At 52.5% G+C, this 18,146-nt stretch carries 20 protein-coding genes and 1 tRNA gene; 10 read left to right on the top strand and 11 right to left on the bottom strand.

The features are described from left to right. Nucleotides 1-130: 130 nt before the first annotated feature. The 4 genes from prmB to dapC form a co-directional block, all read right to left on the bottom strand. Complete coding sequence (prmB, locus tag BUA28_RS14295) at nucleotides 131-1,027, bottom strand: 50S ribosomal protein L3 N(5)-glutamine methyltransferase (protein ID WP_072768790.1); 897 nt, start codon at nucleotides 1,025-1,027, stop codon at nucleotides 131-133. Between the two features lie 124 nt (nucleotides 1,028-1,151). Next, the gene (gene dapE, locus BUA28_RS14290) at nucleotides 1,152-2,285 is read right to left on the bottom strand and encodes a succinyl-diaminopimelate desuccinylase (RefSeq protein ID WP_072768808.1); all 1,134 of its coding nucleotides are present in this window, start codon (nucleotides 2,283-2,285) and stop codon (nucleotides 1,152-1,154) included. A 261-nt stretch (nucleotides 2,286-2,546) separates the two neighbouring features. Next, entirely contained in the window at nucleotides 2,547-3,368 is an 822-nt protein-coding gene (gene dapD / locus BUA28_RS14285; protein WP_072768789.1) for a 2,3,4,5-tetrahydropyridine-2,6-dicarboxylate N-succinyltransferase, read from the bottom strand. 35 nt (nucleotides 3,369-3,403) lie between these two features. Beyond that, entirely contained in the window at nucleotides 3,404-4,618 is a 1,215-nt protein-coding gene (dapC, locus tag BUA28_RS14280; RefSeq protein WP_072768788.1) for a succinyldiaminopimelate transaminase, read from the bottom strand. 109 nt (nucleotides 4,619-4,727) lie between these two features. On the opposite strand from dapC, the gene BUA28_RS14275 reads away from it, so the two are divergent. The 6 genes from BUA28_RS14275 to BUA28_RS14250 all read left to right on the top strand — a co-directional run bounded on the left by BUA28_RS14275 (nucleotide 4,728) and on the right by BUA28_RS14250 (nucleotide 10,300). Then, nucleotides 4,728-5,612 (top strand): DMT family transporter, encoded by an 885-nt coding sequence (locus tag BUA28_RS14275; protein ID WP_072768787.1) that lies wholly within the window; start codon nucleotides 4,728-4,730, stop codon nucleotides 5,610-5,612. Between the two features lie 227 nt (nucleotides 5,613-5,839). Next, nucleotides 5,840-6,790 carry a D-2-hydroxyacid dehydrogenase gene (locus tag BUA28_RS14270; protein ID WP_072768786.1) on the top strand — a complete coding sequence of 317 codons (951 nt, stop codon included), beginning with the start codon at nucleotides 5,840-5,842 and terminating at the stop codon, nucleotides 6,788-6,790. Nucleotides 6,791-7,152: 362 nt separating this feature from the next. Beyond that, complete coding sequence (locus tag BUA28_RS14265; RefSeq protein WP_072768785.1) at nucleotides 7,153-7,572, top strand: rubrerythrin family protein; 420 nt, start codon at nucleotides 7,153-7,155, stop codon at nucleotides 7,570-7,572. Nucleotides 7,573-7,692: 120 nt separating this feature from the next. Continuing rightward, nucleotides 7,693-9,024: a (Fe-S)-binding protein gene (locus BUA28_RS14260; protein WP_072768784.1), complete on the top strand. Its 1,332-nt coding sequence runs from the start codon at nucleotides 7,693-7,695 to the stop codon at nucleotides 9,022-9,024. A gap of 170 nt (nucleotides 9,025-9,194) precedes the next feature. Continuing rightward, nucleotides 9,195-9,782, top strand: a complete 588-nt coding sequence (locus tag BUA28_RS14255; RefSeq protein ID WP_072768783.1) for a DUF3501 family protein — start codon at nucleotides 9,195-9,197, stop codon at nucleotides 9,780-9,782. Further along, nucleotides 9,782-10,300: a CNP1-like family protein gene (locus BUA28_RS14250; RefSeq protein WP_072768782.1), complete on the top strand. Its 519-nt coding sequence runs from the start codon at nucleotides 9,782-9,784 to the stop codon at nucleotides 10,298-10,300. Before BUA28_RS14255 ends, BUA28_RS14250 begins: the two co-directional genes overlap by 1 nt. A 65-nt stretch (nucleotides 10,301-10,365) precedes the next feature. Here BUA28_RS14250 and BUA28_RS14245 read toward each other — a convergent pair whose 3' ends face one another. The 5 genes from BUA28_RS14245 to rplU form a co-directional block, all read right to left on the bottom strand. Further along, complete coding sequence (locus BUA28_RS14245) at nucleotides 10,366-10,695, bottom strand: protein tyrosine phosphatase family protein (protein WP_072768781.1); 330 nt, start codon at nucleotides 10,693-10,695, stop codon at nucleotides 10,366-10,368. Between the two features lie 44 nt (nucleotides 10,696-10,739). After that, a complete protein-coding gene (proB, locus tag BUA28_RS14240) occupies nucleotides 10,740-11,858 on the bottom strand; it encodes a glutamate 5-kinase (protein ID WP_072768780.1) in 1,119 nt (372 codons plus the stop codon). A 112-nt stretch (nucleotides 11,859-11,970) separates the two neighbouring features. Beyond that, nucleotides 11,971-13,035, bottom strand: coding sequence for an Obg family GTPase CgtA (gene cgtA / locus BUA28_RS14235; protein ID WP_072768779.1), 1,065 nt, complete (start codon nucleotides 13,033-13,035; stop codon nucleotides 11,971-11,973). Nucleotides 13,036-13,119: 84 nt separating this feature from the next. Next, entirely contained in the window at nucleotides 13,120-13,377 is a 258-nt protein-coding gene (rpmA, locus tag BUA28_RS14230; protein WP_072768778.1) for a 50S ribosomal protein L27, read from the bottom strand. An 11-nt stretch (nucleotides 13,378-13,388) separates the two neighbouring features. Then, the gene (rplU, locus tag BUA28_RS14225) at nucleotides 13,389-13,700 is read right to left on the bottom strand and encodes a 50S ribosomal protein L21 (RefSeq protein WP_072768777.1); all 312 of its coding nucleotides are present in this window, start codon (nucleotides 13,698-13,700) and stop codon (nucleotides 13,389-13,391) included. Between the two features lie 190 nt (nucleotides 13,701-13,890). Between rplU and ispB the strand changes: the two genes are divergently transcribed. Together ispB and BUA28_RS14215 are read left to right on the top strand one after the other, a co-directional pair. Beyond that, nucleotides 13,891-14,859, top strand: coding sequence for an octaprenyl diphosphate synthase (ispB, locus tag BUA28_RS14220; RefSeq protein WP_072768776.1), 969 nt, complete (start codon nucleotides 13,891-13,893; stop codon nucleotides 14,857-14,859). A gap of 168 nt (nucleotides 14,860-15,027) precedes the next feature. Beyond that, a tRNA-Pro gene (locus tag BUA28_RS14215) sits at nucleotides 15,028-15,104 on the top strand. On the opposite strand, the gene BUA28_RS14210 is transcribed toward BUA28_RS14215, so the two are convergent. Then, complete coding sequence (locus BUA28_RS14210; protein WP_072768775.1) at nucleotides 15,093-15,452, bottom strand: hypothetical protein; 360 nt, start codon at nucleotides 15,450-15,452, stop codon at nucleotides 15,093-15,095. The genes BUA28_RS14215 and BUA28_RS14210 overlap by 12 nt on opposite strands. 109 nt (nucleotides 15,453-15,561) lie before the next feature. On the opposite strand from BUA28_RS14210, the gene BUA28_RS16335 reads away from it, so the two are divergent. Together BUA28_RS16335 and ampD are read left to right on the top strand one after the other, a co-directional pair. Beyond that, nucleotides 15,562-15,801, top strand: a complete 240-nt coding sequence (locus tag BUA28_RS16335) for a PP0621 family protein (RefSeq protein ID WP_072768774.1) — start codon at nucleotides 15,562-15,564, stop codon at nucleotides 15,799-15,801. A 71-nt stretch (nucleotides 15,802-15,872) separates the two neighbouring features. Continuing rightward, a complete protein-coding gene (gene ampD, locus BUA28_RS14200) occupies nucleotides 15,873-16,433 on the top strand; it encodes a 1,6-anhydro-N-acetylmuramyl-L-alanine amidase AmpD (protein ID WP_072768773.1) in 561 nt (186 codons plus the stop codon). Here the strand turns inward: ampD and BUA28_RS14195 are convergent. After that, entirely contained in the window at nucleotides 16,422-18,095 is a 1,674-nt protein-coding gene (locus BUA28_RS14195) for an ABC-F family ATPase (protein WP_072768772.1), read from the bottom strand. The genes ampD and BUA28_RS14195 overlap by 12 nt on opposite strands. Nucleotides 18,096-18,146 lie beyond the last annotated feature (51 nt).

Raw genomic sequence — 18,146 nt, 5'->3', positions numbered from 1 at the left:
TCATTTACGGCCCATCCGGAGTCCGCTACAAAATGTCGTAATATGGAATATAGGAAACATGGGCGTTGGTGATCACCCCAACCACACTTGCGGTGTATGTAAACCACCGTTCAACGCAACTTCAGGGTAACTATTCAGGAAGCTGGTTGCGCCTCAGAAGAAAAACAAACTCATCCCCGGCGCTGGTTTCAAGCCAGGTGAAAGGCGTCAGAGGAAAGGCCTGTTCCAGCGCTTGACGATTATGCCCGATCTCGACAATCAGAATTCCCCGATCTGTCAGATAATCGGACGCCTGGAGCAATATTGCCCGGGTTGCTTCCAGACCATCTTCGCCGCTCGCCAGTGCGCTGCGCGGTTCATGGCAATATTCTTCGGGAAGAGTTGCCATTGATTTCGCGCTGACATAAGGCGGATTGCTGATGATGAGATCGTAACGACGTCCTGCCAATGCAGCAAATAAATCAGACCGAACAAGACTGATTCTATGTTCCAGGTCGTAATCCGATACGTTCTTTTGGGCAACTTGCAGCGCCTCATGTGAAATGTCCGCAGCATCTATCGCAGCGTTTTCGAAAGCGTGGGCAAGCAGCACGGCAAGGCATCCCGATCCGGTACAAAGATCAAGCGCGGAATGGATGTTGCCCGGCTCTTCAATCCACGGCGCGAGTTGCTCTTGCAGCAATTCGGCAATGAAGGAGCGCGGCACGATCGCACGTTCATCCACATAAAAACTGAAATCGCCCAGCCAGGCTTCGTTAGTGAGATAAGCAGCCGGGATTTTTTCGGTTGCGCGACGCCTGAGTATGCCCAATACCTGATCCAGCTCGACCGAGGTGAGGCGAGCATCCAGAAATGGTTCCAGTTGATCGAGCGGCAAGTGCAGAGTGTGCAAAACCAGATACACCGCCTCATCATATGCCGAGGTTGAGCCATGGCCGAAGAAAAGACCCGCGTCGTTAAAGCGGCTTACCGCGAAGCGCAGCAGGTCGCGGACGGTTTGAAGTTGCGTTTTTGCTTCACGGTACATAGATTTTATTCGATATGATGAACGTCATAGGCTGCTATAGGCTGTACCTATCTTATCCATTCTTGGCGGGCTGGGCGGCGCTCCCTCCATCCTGCTGGAAGCTTGCGGTTCAGGTAGAGTGGGATTATTTAAGCAACAAATTCTCAAGCGTCAGCCGATAAATTTGCGGTAACTGTTCCAGGTCCTCTACTTCCACATATTCGTTGAGTTTGTGAATGGTGGCGTTGCGCGGCCCCATCTCCACTACCTCCGGGCAGATGTCCGCGATGAAACGCCCGTCGGAGGTACCACCGGAAGTGGATAGCTGCGGCTCGATTCGCGTCAGGGTTCTGATAGCGTGGCTCACTGCTTCCACGAGGTTGCCCCTGGGCGTGAGATAGGGCTTGCCGGAGAGCTCCCACAGCAAGTGATAATCGAGGTTTTGCCGGTTCAGGATTTCATGCACCCTGGCTTTTAGCGATTCGACCGTACTTGCGGTCGAGAAACGGAAATTGAACAACAGGGTGACTTCGCCGGGAATGACGTTGGTAGCGCCGGCACCGCCATTTATGTTGGAAATCTGCCAGGTAGTGGGCGGAAAATATTCGTTGCCTTCATCCCATTGGGTCTGTGCCAGTTCCGCAATCGCTGGGGCGGCAAGGTGTATCGGATTTTTTGCCAGATGAGGATAAGCAATATGGCCCTGTATACCTCTCACTGTCAATGTCCCGGATAGTGAACCGCGTCTGCCATTTTTGATGGTATCGCCAAGCTTGTCCACGCAGGTGGGTTCGCCGACGATGCAGTAGTCGATCAGCTCATTACGGGCTTTGAGAGCCTCCACCACTCTGACGGTACCGTCTGTTGCCACCCCTTCTTCGTCCGAGGTGACAAGCAACGCAATAGAACCGCCATGATTCGGGTGTTCGGCAACAAAAACCTCAATTGCGGTAATGAAAGCCGCAAGTGATCCTTTCATGTCGGCTGCGCCTCTACCATAAAGCTTGCCATCCCGGATTTCAGGTTTGAAGGGGTCGCTTTCCCATTTGTCGAGCGGGCCAGTCGGCACCACATCAGTGTGTCCGGCGAAACACAATAGTGGAGAACCGGTTCCACGCCGGGCCCATAAATTATCCACTTCGCCGCAGCGTATTTTTTCAATATTGAAGCCGATCGGTTCCAGGCGGCTGATCAGAATTTCCTGGCAACCATTATCGAGTGGCGTTAGGGAACGACGGGCGATTAGCGCCTTTGCGAGCGCGATTGTGTCATTGTGCATGGGATATTTCCTGAAAAAAACCGGCTTGCGGATGCGCGGGAGTTTGAATATTACCTGCTGATTTTTTACTGTTGTACTGTTGATCAGGGCAAGCGATATGAATGTCATGCCGGGGGAAACCGGTTTCCAGTAGCGTGCAAAGCACGCTACTGCTGATTTAGACCCAATATCGATTCAAGCCAAAATGACGAAAGCCATATTTTTTTGCCGGACGAATAACGTGGGCGCCGGCGGTTGATATGACGAAGGATGATTTGCGGCCTATATCCCGCGCAGAAGCTCATTGATACCAGTTTTTGCGCGGGTTTTCGCATCGACCTGTTTAACGATGACCGCGCAATAAAGGCTGTATTTCCCATCCGCAGAGGGTAAATTACCCGAAACAACCACAGATCCCGGCGGAATACGGCCATAGCTTATCTCGCCGCTTTCCCGATTATAGATCTTGGTGCTCTGGCCTATATATACACCCATGGAAATTACGGAATTTTCCCCAACAATTACCCCTTCGACGATTTCCGAACGTGCACCAATAAAGCAATTATCCTCGATGATAGTGGGATTGGCCTGCACCGGTTCGAGTACGCCCCCTATCCCCACGCCGCCGGACAGATGTACATTCTTGCCTATCTGGGCACAGGAACCCACGGTGGCCCAGGTATCGACCATTGCGCCTTCATCGACGTACGCGCCGATATTGACATACGAAGGCATTAATACCACGTTACCGGCAATAAACGAGCCTTTTCTTACTGTCGCGGGGGGCACCACGCGGAAGCCTCCATTACGAAAATCCTTTGAACTGTAATCCGCAAACTTGGAGGGCACTTTATCGAAATAGTTGGAGAAACCGCCCTTGATGAAGCTATTGTCTTCTATGCGAAAAGAAAGCAGCACCGCTTTTTTTATCCATTGATGCGTATTCCATTCGCCATTTATTTTCTCTGCCACCCGCAGTTTACCGCCATCGAGCATTTCAAGTACCTGGGCAACGGATTCCTTGAGTTTGGCCTCGACATTACGCGGTGTAATCTCGGCGCGGCGTTCGAATGCTTCTTCAATGGTACTTTGGAGCTGATCCATGATTTTCCTTAATCTGCTTTAGATATTATATCGATTCAAATTTTCCGTCGTTCGCGCTGCAAGTCCGCTACCAGCATTTTTATGCGTCCAGTTGCTTCAATGCATTCTTCCAGCGGAGCAACGAGGGCGATACGAATGAAATTTCCGCCAGGATTGATCCCGTGCGCATATCGTCCCAGATAGCTGCCGGGTAAAACCGTTACATTATAATCGCGATAAAGCTGCCGGGCGAACTCGACGTCACTGCACGGTGTTTTCATCCATAAATAAAATGCGGCATCCGGCATGGACACCTGCAGAGTTTCCTGCAACGATTCAGTAACCGCATCGAATTTTTCCCGGTACAGACTGCGGTTCTCGATAACATGAAACTCGTCACTCCAGGCTGCCTCGCTCGCCGCCTGCACTGCCGGGTTCATTGCACTGCCATGGTAGGTACGATAGAGCAAAAATTTTGCCAGTAACGCCGCATCTCCCGCTACGAAACCCGAGCGCATACCTGGCACATTAGACCTTTTCGACAGACTGCTGAATATAACCAACCTGGGGAAGCCGGTGCGACCAAGACGTTGGGCAGCCTCAAGTGCGCCAAGCGGTGGAGAAGCCTCATCGAAATAGATCTCGGAATAACACTCATCAGACGCAATAACGAAGCCATAGCGATCGGAAAGCTCGAATAGGTGCTTCCACTCATCCATCGACATTACCCTGCCCGTAGGGTTACCAGGGGAGCAGACATACACCAGTTGCGTGCGCGACCAGATATCGCCCGACAGTTGTGCATAGTCGAGGGCAAAATTATTTTCCGCTCGCGTATTCAGGAAATATGGAGTGGCGCCCGCCAGCAAAGCCGCACCTTCGTATATTTGATAAAAGGGGTTCGGACAAACCACAATGGCGTCTGGAGGCGATGGGTTAATTACTGCCTGGGCAAAAGAGAACAGCGCTTCGCGGCTCCCGTTAACCGGAATAACCTGTGTGTCAGGATCGACGGCGGGCACGTGATAGCGCTTTATCAGCCAAGCGGCTATGCGCGCTCGCAGTGATCGGGCGCCAAGGGTGGTGGGGTAGAAGGCCATCCCGCCGAGATTCTCCGTCAAAGCCTGGCGAATAAAATCCGGTGTGGTATGTTTGGGCTCGCCTATGTGCAGGCTGATGGGAGGAAGAGCCGTATTTAGCTCGATTCCTTCATACAGCTTATTGAGCTTCTGGAAGGGATAAGGTTGCAGGCGGTCGAGATTGGGATTCAATTTGGTAGGCTGGGGCAGGCTGCTTTGTACAGCAATCTGCTACCTCCGTGGCTTTAGTCTATTGATCGAAGCAGGATTATAAAGGGCAGGCGTCTTGCGACCAACCAAAATGAACAAAACGAAACAAAATGATTTTCCCGTGGCGGCGCTGCTCATAGGAGCAAGTATCTGGGGCCTGCTGTGGTATCCCTATCGATTGCTGGAACAAGCCAGGATAAGCGGCGCCATCGCGACCTCGGTCACTTACGCAATTGCCTTACTGCTGGGGCTGCTTATATTCCGGAAATATTTGCACAGATCGCAGGTGCTCGGCGGCGAGCCACATCTATTGTTCTGGATTGGCCTGTTTGCAGGCTGGACCAATCTCGCCTACGTACTCGGCGTCATTCACGGCGAGGTCATGCGTGTCCTGCTTTTATTTTATCTCGCACCGCTATGGACAATCGTGTTCTCTCGTCTTCTGCTGAATGAAATATTGAGTTTACACGGTTATCTGGTTATCGTTTTTTCTTTGGCAGGTGCGATAGTCATGCTGTGGCAGCCGGAAAACGGTTTTTCATTGCCTTCCTCTTATGGTGACTGGATGGGATTATCAGCTGGCTTCATGTTTGCACTCTCGAATGTGCTGAGCCGCAAAGACCAATACCATAGTGTTCAGGTAAAATCGGTGGCGGTATGGACCGGTGTCGCGCTGGTGGCATTCGGTTACAGCCTGTTTCTGGTTGACCCGCCCGTAATGAGCGACATTTCTACAGAAACGTATCTGCTCCTGTTGGGCGTCGGATTGATCGTGTTCGCCCTGAGTTTGGTTGTGCAATACGGCTTGGCGCACACGCCCGCGAATCAGGCCATCGTAATCATGCTTTTCGAGTTGGTGGTAGCGGCGATTGCAGCCTATTTCCTGACTGATGAGGCGATGACGCCCAGGGAATGGATCGGCGGGCTGATGATTATCTCAGCAAGCCTGTTTTCTGCCACGATGAATCGAGAGTAACATGATCAATCGGCCGGCCGGCACCGGCGCCTGTGGTTGCCGCCGTCCCGTCTGGTTCGGCAAAGCGGGTCTTCTGGATCACTATACTGCCGCGGACGGGGCATGGTTTTCGTCCTGTGCCCTGTATTCAATCAGAGTTGCCGGCTCAGTTATCGCTTAGTTATCGTCGGGGCTTTTATGCCAGAATTATCTGGATTCTCCAGGTTGAATAAGGGAAAAAAATACACATGAGCCATCACGTCGTTTTTCCGGAGCGGGATTCACTAAAGGTGAAGGTACGTCGACCGAATTTTGAGCATACGTACGAGGAATACGCGCAAACGACTTCTGATCAGATCGTGCCGCACCTGCAGCGTGCGACTGTAGCCATCATCAATAAGTTGGGATTGAGCGACGAGATTCTCGCGGAATTGCCCAAGCTGAAAATGATAGCGATTGCCGCAACCGGATATGACGCCATCGATATTGCATCCTGCCGCAAGCGTGGTATCGCGGTGTCGAATATCCGCAATTATGCGATCCATACCGTACCGGAGCACGTGTTTGCGATGGTGCTCGCGTTACGCCGCAACTTGCTGGCGTACCGGCAGGAGATTGAGCGGGGGGCGTGGCAGAAATCGGAACAGTTCTGTTTGTTTACGCATAATATAAGCGAATTGTTCGGCGCGACCATGGGCATAATCGGCGAAGGCGCTATCGGGCGCGGCACCGCTGAAATTGCGCGCGGGTTCGGCATGCGCGTTTTATTTGCGTACCATCCGTCCACCAAGAAAAAAGATGTGCTGCTCACTCCTTTCGATCAGGTACTCGCCGAGTCGGATATACTCTCGTTGCATTGCCCATTGTCGCCAGTTACGCGCAACATGATCGGCATTGATGAATTGCGCAAGATGAAGCGCAGCGCGTTGCTGATCAATACCGCGCGGGGTGGACTTGTCGATGAGGCAGCGCTGGTTCAGGCCCTGCAAGAAGGCATTATTGCAGGCGCTGGCTTTGACGTACTCACTGTCGAGCCGCCTAAAGACGGGAATCCATTGCTCGACCTGCGCCGCCCCAATTTCATTCTTACGCCACATATCGCTTGGGCCTCAGCCGAGGCGATGCGCTTTCTCGCCGATCAGCTAATCGACAATATTGAAGCCTGGGCGGCCGGAAAGCCGCAGAATCTGGTTACCTGAGTAAAGAGGTCGATCGAGCGGAATTTTGCGCGTATAGGTTGCACGTATAGGGCAATATTTTGCCTTCTCGGCTTATCACTTTTTATTTATCGCCATCTCCACCTGGTTCACTGTGAACGCAGGTTATTTTTTTGGGATATTGTTCAGTACGACTAACCTCGTTAGGTGCAACGGGGCGCACACAGGCATAAACCGTATGCAAGTCGACCGGTTGACAAGGTGAAGGCCCTTCGATAGTCTCTCAGGGTTTAGTTTTGGCCTGGCTTTGGGCCACTTGAATTCATGTTATTCGAGCATCCATGTCGGATGGTCGGTGGATATGTCGGTTTGATTGTTGGTACTTAAATAACAGGAGGGGAAACATGGAACTGAAAGGATCAAAAACAGAAGAAAACTTGAAAGCTGCCTTTGCCGGAGAATCTCAGGCCAATCGCCGTTATCTTTATTTTGCAAGCAAAGCGGCTGTTGAAGGTCAGGATGATGTGGCAAACATCTTCCGCACGACGGCGGAGGGGGAAACCGGGCATGCCCATGGACATCTGGAGTATCTGGAAACTTGCGGCGATCCGGCTACAGGTATGCCATTCGGCTCATCTCGCGCCAACCTGCAAACCGCGATAGCGGGCGAGACGCATGAATATACCGATATGTATCCTGGCATGGCCAAGTCTGCTCGCGATGAAGGTTTCGACGAAATCGCCGACTGGTTCGAGACGTTGGGCAAGGCTGAGCGCTCCCATGCCAATCGTTTCCAGAAGGTTCTGGATAACCTGGCTGATTGAGTAGTTGCAGGACAGGAATGACCGGGTCGAGTGCCAGCATTCGATCCGGCCCGATTGTTCCGCTGTGACGTTCTGCTCTGAAGTTCCACCTGTTTTATCCCTATACATTTTCATATCGCCATGACCACTCGAGAAGGCAGTCTGGAGCGTCCCACGCGTCATCCGCTCGACTGGGAAAATCCGGATTTTTATGACGAGCCGAAGCTATTCAGTGAAATGGAGCGTGTCTTCGACATTTGTCATGGTTGCCGCCGTTGCGTCAGCCTATGCACGGCATTTCCGAGCTTGTTTGATCTTATAGACGAGGGAAGCACCGGTGAACTCGATGGGGTGGAGAAGCAGAAATTCTGGGAGGTAGTCGATCGGTGTTATCTCTGCGATATGTGTTTCATGGCCAAATGTCCCTATGTCCCCCCGCATCCATGGAATGTGGATTTTCCTCATCTGATGCTGCGCGCGAAGGCCGTCAAGCACAAAAAAGGTGACGTCCGCTTCCGTGATAAATTGCTTTCCAGTACCGATCTCATGGGTAAACTGGCCGCCATTCCGGTAGTGGCTGAGGTGGTAAACGCGGTTAACAAGGCGCCGGTCGCCCGTAAGCTGATGGATAACGTACTGGGTATTCACGCCGAGCGGAAACTGCCGGACTATGACAGTCATAAATTTCGCCCGAACGCCAGGCTCAACCAATCTTTCGAAGTGCATGACGGTGTCAGGACATCGGGGAAGGTTGCGATTTATGCTACCTGCTATGTCAATTACAATGAGCCCGGCATAGGGCACGATTTATTGAAAGTTCTTGACCACAACCGAATTCCCACGCGTCTGGTTGAAAAAGAAGCCTGTTGTGGGATGCCGAAGCTGGAACTGGGTGACCTGGATGCGGTGAAAGCGCTTAAAACCAGGAATATTCCCCCATTGGCGAAACTTGCGAAGGAAGGGTACGCAATACTTACACCTGTGCCTTCTTGCACGCTTATGTACAAGCAGGAACTGCCGCTCATGTTTCCTGAGGATGAGGATGTGAAAGCAGTAGCAGCAGCAATGTTCGATCCATTTGAATATCTGATGTTGCGCAACCGGGACGGTTTGCTGAAAACCGATTTTAAACAGCCGCTGGGCAATATTTCGTACCACATTCCCTGCCATTTGCGCGTTCAGAACATCGGGCAGAAAACCAGGGAAATGCTGCAGATGGTTCCCGATACGAAAGTGAGCGTCGTGGAGCGATGCTCCGGCCATGATGGGACTTGGGGAGTAAAAAGCGAACACTTTGCCGATTCCATGAAAATCGGCAAACCGGTATTCAGGCAAATGGGGGCTTCCGCTCCCGATTACATCAGTTCTGACTGCGCCATCGCCGCACGGCACATCGAGCAGGGTATGGGTGATACCAAGGCGCAGAAGCAGCATCCGTTGACGCTGATCCGGATGGCCTATGGGCTTGACTGAACGATTGGCTGAGTAATCGCCTTTGCTTTTTTGTTTCTGTTATTCCAGTTCGAGAATGGGGAATAGAGAGAGACAAGCCGCGAAGACAGCACTCATAAGTGAAGTGCCGCGAGGAACAGGGAACGAAGCCGACGTGGCGTAATTTTTTTAATGCAATGGAATAATAATTCATGCCCTCGATTACTCCTGGTAGTCTGATGACCCTGGAAACCTATGCCAAAGTGAGGCAGGAGTTCCGTGCTCGCGTAATGGCGCATAAAAAAAAACGCAAGGTCCATCTGGGCGAGAATGTCACGCTTATTTTCGAGGACGAGTTGACGGTACGATATCAAATCCAGGAAATGCTGCGGGCAGAGAAGATTTTTGATGAAGATGGCATACTTGCTGAACTGGATGCGTACGGTCCTCTGGTTCCGGACGGCGCCAACTGGAAAGCAACCATGATGATTGAATATCCTGACCCGGTCGAGCGCGCCGCCAGGCTGGCGAAACTGATCGGTATAGAAGATAAGGTTTGGGTCGGGATAAATGGCTTTGATCCGGTTTACGCCATCGCCGATGAAGACATGGAGCGTGAAAATGGAGAGAAGACATCCGCGGTGCATTTTCTGCGTTTCGAGCTCACAGGGGAGATGATAAAAGCGCTGCATCAGGGCGCGTCCTTGAGCATGGGTATCGATCATCATGCCTACGGGGTTTTGGCTGAGCCGGTGCCAGCAGCGGTACGCGAATCCTTGATCAAGGACTTGACCGCCTGATGAAAAGATTCCTGCTGTTGCTAAGCTTTTTGCCGGTTGCAGCTTACGCGCAGCAGCAAAAATTCGAGTATGAATTTGATCATGAGAGACCTTGGGTCGAACTTCAGGCGCAATTGCCTCCCTATCCGGAGACGGAAAATCTGCTGCAATTCGATGCGGGTCCCGTCAGCACGAACCTTCACTATGTCGACGCCTTGTCCATCACGGTTGGAGAGGATGGCGTAGTGCGCTACACCCTCGTGATCAAGTCATCGCAAGGCGGGATGAACGTGAGCTACGAAGGAATACGTTGCCAGACCGCCGAAAAAAGAACTTATGCCTACGGCCGGAATGACCATACCTGGACGCGGGCAGGAAGGTCGAAATGGACCGACCTCGAAACGCTTAACCAGAACTACGCCCCGCGCGCGCTCTACAGGTATTTTTTCTGTCCGCTGGGGTTCGATATGGTGAGGGATGCGGATGAGGCTATCCAGGCATTGAAAGCAGGAATCCACCCGCGAGCAGTAAGATATTAGGCGGAAGCGTGCTTTTGCTACCTGCGTGAAAATTTCTTCGAGACTGGCAGATCAGGTCGTGATTTTCACCGCGCACGCTCGTAAAGCACTTTCGAGCGAATCCCCAGACGGCAGTAGCCAAGTATGGGGCCGGGCAGTTTATCGATCGCCAACTTGAATCCCGCAACCTGAGCGTCATTTATTTGCCCCGGCACAACCGGAAGGTAGGCAAATTTGAGGCCTGCTTCTTTTGCCGCTGATTCAAGAAGGTTGTGATCCGGATGGGCGCCCCCGTCCTCGCTGTCCGGTCGATTGCAGATTACACTTCTGAAACCAGCCGCTTTGATATCAAGCAAATCCTCAACACTGATCTGTGGGCTGGCGGAAAAATTATTGTCTATTTTCGTGAGCTTCATTGAACGTTTCTCGGAGAAATTGAACAAGGCAATATTCTACGATATTAAAGCAGGACCATATTATCCCTGTGGATGAGTTCCGGTTCGCCTAAATAACCCAGAACAGTCTCGATTTCGTTACTTGCGCGCCGCAAAATTCTCCGGGTTTCCGCGGCATTGTAATTGACCAGTCCCCGTGCAATTTCCCGTCCAACGGGATCCAGGCAGCCTACCAGCTCGCCGCGCTCGAAGGTGCCGATGACATTTGTAACGCCTATCGGTAAAAGGCTTTTACCGCCCACTGCAAGCGCTTCCACGGCGCCCTCATCCAGCATGACATTTCCGCGAATTTGCAGGTGATCCGCCAGCCATTGCTTACGCGCGGCCAGCGTCAGCGTTTCCGCCAGCAGTTGCGTGCCGACGGCTTCTCCCCTTGCGAGACGAATCAGGACATCGGCCTCATGACCGGATGCGATGATGGTGTGAGCACCGCTGCGTGCCGCTCGCTTCGCCGCTATTACCTTCGTCAGCATGCCCCCTCGGCCTATGTCGCTGCCCGCTCCGCCGGCCATCGCTTCAATGGCGGGATCCCCAGCCCTGGCTTCTTCCACGAGCTTTGCGTGCGCATCCTTGCGGGGGTCGGCCGTAAATAATCCGCCCTGATCCGTAAGAATCACAAGCACATCGGCTTCAATCAGGTTGGTTACCAGTGCAGCAAGCGTATCGTTATCGCCAAAGCGTATTTCGTCGGTCGCCACGGTGTCATTTTCATTGATAACCGGGATGACGTTCATGCTTAATAGCGTGATCAGCGTCGAGCGCGCATTTAGGTAGCGTTTCCGGTCGGACAAATCTTCGTGAGTGAGCAGTATTTGCGCAGCCTGGATTCCATGGGTGCGAAAACAATGTTCATAGGCCTGCACCAGTCCCATTTGTCCGACTGCGGCAGCAGCTTGCAATTCATGCAGTGCACGAGGACGTTTTTTCCATTTCAGGCGCCGCATACCTTCCGCTATCGCGCCGGAAGAGACCAGCACGACCTCCTTGCCCATTTCCTTGAGGTTGGCAATTTGCTCCGCCCAACGTGCGAGCGCGGTATGATCCAGTCCCTGTCCCTGGTTGGTGACGAGGCTGCTGCCAACCTTGATAACGATACGCCGCGACTGTTTTAAAATGGATTCCATATCTGATTATACGTTGTGGTCGGCGGATTACTTGCATGCACCAGGCTGGGCCAAAGGATGAGATAGATGGCATGTAGACTTGTCATTTCCCTCATAAAGAAAAGCTGGCGACCTACGATTCCGGATGATGCTCGTCAGTTGGCACAGGCTCCGGATTTGCAATTCCTGCTTCTTGCTCCAGATAATTCATGATGGCGTAGGTCAGTTCCTTGCAGCCTTCACCGGCCAGTGCCGAAACAATAAAGCTCTTCCCTTTCCAGCCGAGGCTGCGTATGAATTTTTTGCAGGCTTTCTCCCGCTCGTCTTCGGGCAGCAGGTCGACCTTGTTGAGTACCAGCCAACGCGGCTTTTGATACAGAGATTCATCATATTGACTGAGCTCGTTCACGATGGCTTTGGCTTCGCGCACGGGATCGACATTTTCATCCAGCGGCGCTACGTCCACGATATGCAGCAACAGACGGGTACGAGTGAGATGTTTAAGGAAGCGGTGACCCAATCCCGCACCTTCCGCTGCACCCTCTATCAGGCCGGGAATATCCGCCATCACGAAGCTGCGGTTCTGGTCCACGCGTACCAGGCCCAGGTTGGGATGTAACGTAGTGAAAGGATAATCCGCTACTTTCGGGCGAGCCGCCGACACTGCGCGGATCAGTGTGGATTTGCCGGCATTGGGCATGCCCAGAAGCCCCACATCCGCCAAGACCTTGAGCTCCAGCTTAAGGTCGAATTCCTCTCCGGGTTCGCCCAGCGTAAATTGGCGGGGTGTGCGATTTATACTGGATTTAAAATGCAGGTTCCCAAGCCCACCTTTGCCGCCTTTGGCAAGCAAAACTTTCTGCTCGTTCTGCTCCAGGTCGGCAATCACTTCTCCGGTGTTGGCGTTTGTGATAACGGTGCCCACCGGCATGCGTAATACAATGTCTTCGGCCCCTTTCCCGTAGCAATCCGAGCCGCGGCCATTTTCCCCTTTCTTGGCGCGATGCGTATGAGCGAAACGGTAATCCACCAGGGTATTGATGTTGCGGTCGGCAATGGCAAAAATACTGCCGCCGCGCCCACCGTCGCCGCCCGAAGGGCCGCCTTTAGGAATGAATTTTTCGCGGCGGAAACTTGCTACGCCGTCGCCCCCCTTGCCTGCGATCGCATGGATTATTGCTTCGTCTATATATTTCATGGATGATCTTGCCTGTTATCGGCGGTACAAACAAAAAAGCCCTATCGATATGACAGGGCTCTTTAAGCGGAGATCAGTTAAAAACTAGATCGGTATGACGCTCACTATCTTACGTTGTGGCGAGCCCTTGACGCCGAAGTTGACCTTGCCATCTATCTTGGCGAATAACGTGTGGTCCTTGCCCATGCCAACGTTCTCGCCAGCATGAACTCTCGTGCCGCGCTGACGAATTATGATACTTCCAGCGGGAATCAATTCGCCGCCAAAAGTTTTTACTCCCAGGCGTTTGGAATTCGAATCACGACCATTTCTGGAGCTGCCGCCTGCTTTCTTATGTGCCATGGTAAACTCTCCTAGACCGAAATGCCAGTAATCTGGATTTCGGTGTAATTCTGCCGGTGCCCTTGATGTTTCTGGTAGTGCTTGCGTCGGCGCAGCTTGAAAATACGCACCTTGGCGTGCCTGCCTTGCTCCAGCACGGTGGCTTTGACCGAAGCGCCATCGAGCAAAGGTTTGCCCACCGAAATGTTGTCCCCATCGGCAACCATCAAGACCTGGTCGATCAGGAGTTCACTCCCAATATCTGCCGGTACCTGTTCTATTTTGAGTTTTAGTCCGGCTTCAACACGATACTGCTTTCCGCCGGTTTTAATGATTGCATACATATTGGGTTCCTATGCTCTCGTACGAGAGTGACCTGAAAGAGGTGAACGCGAATTATACATAGTCGTCTGCTTAAGGTCAAAGGCCTGTTGCGAATCAGTTTTGTGCCAAAATGTCGGGGTACGTCCGCTATCGAACTTGACACAGTGGCAGGGACGTTTCTACCATGGCATCTTTTTTGCAGGAACCTCAGTGTCAATTGAACGTATCAGAAGTCTTATCGTCCAGGATATGGGCGAGGTAGATGCAGTTATTCGAGAGAAACTCTACTCCGATGTGGGGCTCATCCGTCAGGTAAGCGAATACATCATCAACAGCGGTGGGAAGCGCTTGCGGCCCGCCCTTGTGATTCTTTCCGCCAATGCATTTCGCTATGTCGGGCGATATCACTACAATCTTGCGGCAGTCGTGGAGTTCATTCATACCGCAACGCTGCTGCACGACGATGTCGTGGATGCTTCCGAGTTGCGGCGAAGCAAGGCAACAGCAAATGCCTTGTTCGGGAATGCCGCCAGCGTATTGGTGGGAGATTTTCTCTATTCTCGTGCGTTCCAGATGATGGTGGAAGTGGACAACATGCGCATCATGCGAGTATTGGCGGACGCGACCAATACCATTGCCGAAGGCGAAGTATTGCAATTGCTCAACTGTCGTGATCCGGACGTCGACGAGGAAAATTACTTGCGAGTGATCCGTTATAAAACCGCGAAGCTGTTTGAAGCGGCGACCCGGCTCGGCGCGATCCTCGGCAATGCCACTCCGGCTGAGGAGGAGGCGATGGCCGCCTATGGCATGCATCTCGGCACTGCATTCCAATTAACCGATGACATGCTCGATTACTCGGGGGACTATCATGAAACAGGCAAGAATCTGGGAGATGACCTGGCTGAAGGCAAGCCTACGCTGCCGCTTATTTACGCAATGAAAACAGGATCAAGTGCGCAAGCAGCGATAATACGCAATGCCATAGAGCAGGGCGGGGAGGGCGGTTTCCAGCCCGTCCTGGAGGTTATACAGCAAACCGGTGCGCTGGAGTACGCCAAGCAGCGAGCACAATCCGAATCCGAGACGGCATCCAAAACGATTTCATCGCTGCCTGATTCGAAATATAAGGAATCTTTATTACAACTGAGCATATTTGCGGTGGCGCGTAATTACTAGCCGGTCTCCGCGCCGGGATAATCGATCGGGCTTTTACTCAATTTTGAGCGTTTCCGAGCAGTTCCCGATTGCCCGGATATCTCTTCCTGCGTACAATTGCTGCCCACGGGCTTGAGAAGGTGAAGCTGGTTGCATGTAACAAAAATAAGTATTTGAAAACAACTGATTCGGGGTGTAGCTCAGCCTGGTAGAGTACTGCGTTCGGGACGCAGGAGTCGGAGGTTCGAATCCTCTCACCCCGACCATTCGTTTAGTTCTTTTTCTTTCCAATTTTGTCTCGCCTGAACGGGGCAACTCGCAAGATTATGGAAAGTAAGTTCCTGCAGCAAAATCGTTTTCTGGTCGAGGCCGATAGTAGCGCATTCGCTGTGGGACCAGGTTTGCTCCTGGCATCCCGCTCCTCGCACGCTCGTGCCTGACAGTTGAGAAGGCCCTTGAGCGATCTGTGCCACATGACGATGGCAGCGATTGAGATCGCTTGATGTATCCTGGGCTCGACAGCGGAATCTGGCATCAATAGAATCCACCTCCGCGACAATCTGCGTATCTGCTTTCGTGGAAATGAAAGCCACGGATGGAGCGGAATCAGGCATATCCTCTCTATTATGAGGCTTGCGCGGGATCATCCAAGCAGTAGAATGTGACGACAAGCCTTTCACTAACATACACGACAAATCTTGATACTGAAGCGGAGATTACGCGTTGGGTAGACTGTTATTCTTTGCCCTTATTGTTGTATTTTTCATCTGGGTAATACGGAGTTATCGACGCGCGATTAAAAAGCAGCGGGAAGAGGCGCGTAAAGAGTCGTCATCAATTGAAGGTGAGGACATGGTGCGCTGCATTCATTGCGGTGTACATTTGCCCAGAAGTGAAAGTATCGCTTCAGAAGGCAAGTTTTTTTGTAGCGATGAGCATCGTCGGTTGCATTTGCAGTCGTAGCGCTACGTGACCAAAACCGACGATGCGAGCAAGGTCCAAGCGTGAGAGCAGCATCTAAAGGCAGCCATCGGATGAAAATTGATGCGGTGGGCTGTCTGGACGGGACACGTTTTATTCTTTCCCCTAATTGCGACGAACGTCCCGTTGATTGTGAGATAAGCCTGCTAGTGATCCATAACATCAGCCTGCCGCCGGAAGAATTTGGCGGTGATGGCGTGATCCAATTATTCACCAACAGGATTGATCCGGAGGCTCATCCTTACTATCAGGCCCTTCGCAACCTTACGGTTTCTGCGCATTTTTTTATCCGGCGAAACGGCGAGACTATCCAGTTTGTTTCGTGCGAAAAACGTGCTTGGCATGCGGGCGAATCCTGTTGGCAGGGCAAGAGCTGCTGTAATGATTTTTCCATCGGTGTAGAGCTTGAGGGCAGTGATACGACGCCTTTTACCGATCTCCAATACCAGGCTCTGGCAGCACTCACCCGAACGCTTCAGAGCAGATATCCCATTACCGGTATTGTCGGGCATTCGGATATCGCGCCGGGCCGGAAGACGGATCCGGGTCCCTGCTTCGACTGGGAGCGTTACCGCGCCGCGCTGCCGGGCGCGGACAACAGGTCATCGGGATGAAGCGCGGATTTTTTCTTTGGGTGCCGGGTTACCGCTCCGGGAGCCGGAGTTGTCGGGTACGGCGACTTGACTTCCCCTCAAATAATCTTCATAGCTACCCTTGAAATCATTGATTCCATCCGGCTTCATTTCGATAATATGAGTTGCCAGCGAGGATACGAATTCACGGTCATGGGAGACAAAGATCAATGTCCCCGTATATTTTTCCAATGCGGCATTGAGGGATTCGATGGACTCCATGTCGAGATGGTTGGTCGGTTCGTCCATGAGCAATACATTGTTTTTCTGCAACATGAGTTTACCAAACAACATCCGCCCTTCTTCTCCTCCCGAAATTACCGTCACTGACTTTTTTACTTCATCGCCGGAAAACAGCAGTCTTCCAAGCACGCTGCGCACAGCCTGATCATCATCGTTTTGGCGCCGCCATTGCGTCATCCAGTCTGTGAGCGACATGTCCGTTTCGAAGTCAGCGGCATGATCCTGGCCAAAGTAACCAGGGCGAGCCTTCTCCGTCCATTTCACCTGTCCTGCATCGGGCGCCAGATCCCCGGCCAGACAGCGCAGCAGCGTGGTCTTACCGATACCGTTGGGGCCGATGATGGCGATTTTCTCGCCGGCCTCGACGTTAAGGCTGAATTTGTGAAGTAGCGGCTTTTCCATGCCAGGGAACTGCTTGTCGATGCTTTGCACCGACACCGCGAGACGATGCAGCTTTTCACGCTCGTCCACGTCAATGCGGATGTAGGGATACTGCCGGCTGGAAGGTTTTACATCTTCCAGTTTTATCTTCTCGATCTGGCGCGCGCGGCTGGTGGCCTGCCGTGCTTTGGAAGCATTGGCGGAAAAGCGGCTGACGAACGACTGCAATTCCGCAATCTGCGTTTTCTTCTTTGCGTTGTCGGTCAGCATACGCTCCCGCACCTGCGTAGACGCGGTCATGTAATCGTCGTAGTTTCCGGGGTAGATGCGGATCTCCCCATAATCCAGATCGGCCATGTGGGTGCAGACGCTGTTCAAAAAATGGCGGTCATGAGAGATGATGACGATGGTACTCTTGCTGGCGTTGATGACGTCTTCAAGCCAGCGGATAGTGTTGATATCGAGGTTGTTGGTAGGCTCATCCAGCAGCAGGATGTCCGGATCGGCAAACAACGCCTGCGCCAGCAGTATGCGTAATTTGAATCCGGGCGCTATCGCGCTCATCAGGCCCGTGTGCTGGGGCAACGGGATACCCACTCCCATCAATAATTCTCCGGCACGCGCTTCGGCCGAATACCCGTCCAGCTCGGCAAATCGCGCTTCAAGTTCCGCCGCATGCATGTACTCCGCTTCGCTGGCGTCCGGGTTGGCATAGATCGCGTCGCGCTCCTGTTTTACGCGCCACAACTCATCGTGCCCCATCATCACGGTGTCGATTACCAGGCAGTTTTCGAAAGCGAACTGATCCTGGCGCAATTTTCCCACGCGTTCACCAGCATCAACGCTGACATTGCCGGAAGACGGCTCAAGGTCGCCCCCGAGGATTTTCATGAAAGTGGATTTGCCGCTGCCGTTGGCGCCGATCAGACCATAGCGGTTTCCGTCGCCGAATTTGACCGAGACATTCTCGAACAGGGGCTTGGCCCCGAATTGAATGGTAATATTGGCTGTGGTGATCAAAGTAATATGCCTGAAAAAGGATTTGAAAAACCCTCCATTTTACACGTATTT

This window comes from Nitrosospira sp. Nsp11, from assembly GCF_900142705.1.
GTDB lineage: Bacteria > Pseudomonadota > Gammaproteobacteria > Burkholderiales > Nitrosomonadaceae > Nitrosospira.
This window is presented reverse-complemented; position numbering and strand designations above follow the sequence as displayed.

Coding starts and splice junctions, on each gene's coding strand:
- prmB (WP_072768790.1), bottom strand. CDS start 1,027: ATGTACCGTGAAGCAAAAACGCAACTTCAAACCGTCCGCGACCTGCTG.
- dapE (WP_072768808.1), bottom strand. CDS start 2,285: ATGCACAATGACACAATCGCGCTCGCAAAGGCGCTAATCGCCCGTCGT.
- dapD (WP_072768789.1), bottom strand. CDS start 3,368: ATGGATCAGCTCCAAAGTACCATTGAAGAAGCATTCGAACGCCGCGCC.
- BUA28_RS14275 (WP_072768787.1), top strand. CDS start 4,728: ATGAACAAAACGAAACAAAATGATTTTCCCGTGGCGGCGCTGCTCATA.
- BUA28_RS14270 (WP_072768786.1), top strand. CDS start 5,840: ATGAGCCATCACGTCGTTTTTCCGGAGCGGGATTCACTAAAGGTGAAG.
- BUA28_RS14265 (WP_072768785.1), top strand. CDS start 7,153: ATGGAACTGAAAGGATCAAAAACAGAAGAAAACTTGAAAGCTGCCTTT.
- BUA28_RS14260 (WP_072768784.1), top strand. CDS start 7,693: ATGACCACTCGAGAAGGCAGTCTGGAGCGTCCCACGCGTCATCCGCTC.
- BUA28_RS14255 (WP_072768783.1), top strand. CDS start 9,195: ATGCCCTCGATTACTCCTGGTAGTCTGATGACCCTGGAAACCTATGCC.
- BUA28_RS14250 (WP_072768782.1), top strand. CDS start 9,782: ATGAAAAGATTCCTGCTGTTGCTAAGCTTTTTGCCGGTTGCAGCTTAC.
- BUA28_RS14245 (WP_072768781.1), bottom strand. CDS start 10,695: ATGAAGCTCACGAAAATAGACAATAATTTTTCCGCCAGCCCACAGATC.
- proB (WP_072768780.1), bottom strand. CDS start 11,858: ATGGAATCCATTTTAAAACAGTCGCGGCGTATCGTTATCAAGGTTGGC.
- cgtA (WP_072768779.1), bottom strand. CDS start 13,035: ATGAAATATATAGACGAAGCAATAATCCATGCGATCGCAGGCAAGGGG.
- rpmA (WP_072768778.1), bottom strand. CDS start 13,377: ATGGCACATAAGAAAGCAGGCGGCAGCTCCAGAAATGGTCGTGATTCG.
- rplU (WP_072768777.1), bottom strand. CDS start 13,700: ATGTATGCAATCATTAAAACCGGCGGAAAGCAGTATCGTGTTGAAGCC.
- BUA28_RS14210 (WP_072768775.1), bottom strand. CDS start 15,452: ATGCCTGATTCCGCTCCATCCGTGGCTTTCATTTCCACGAAAGCAGAT.
- ampD (WP_072768773.1), top strand. CDS start 15,873: ATGAAAATTGATGCGGTGGGCTGTCTGGACGGGACACGTTTTATTCTT.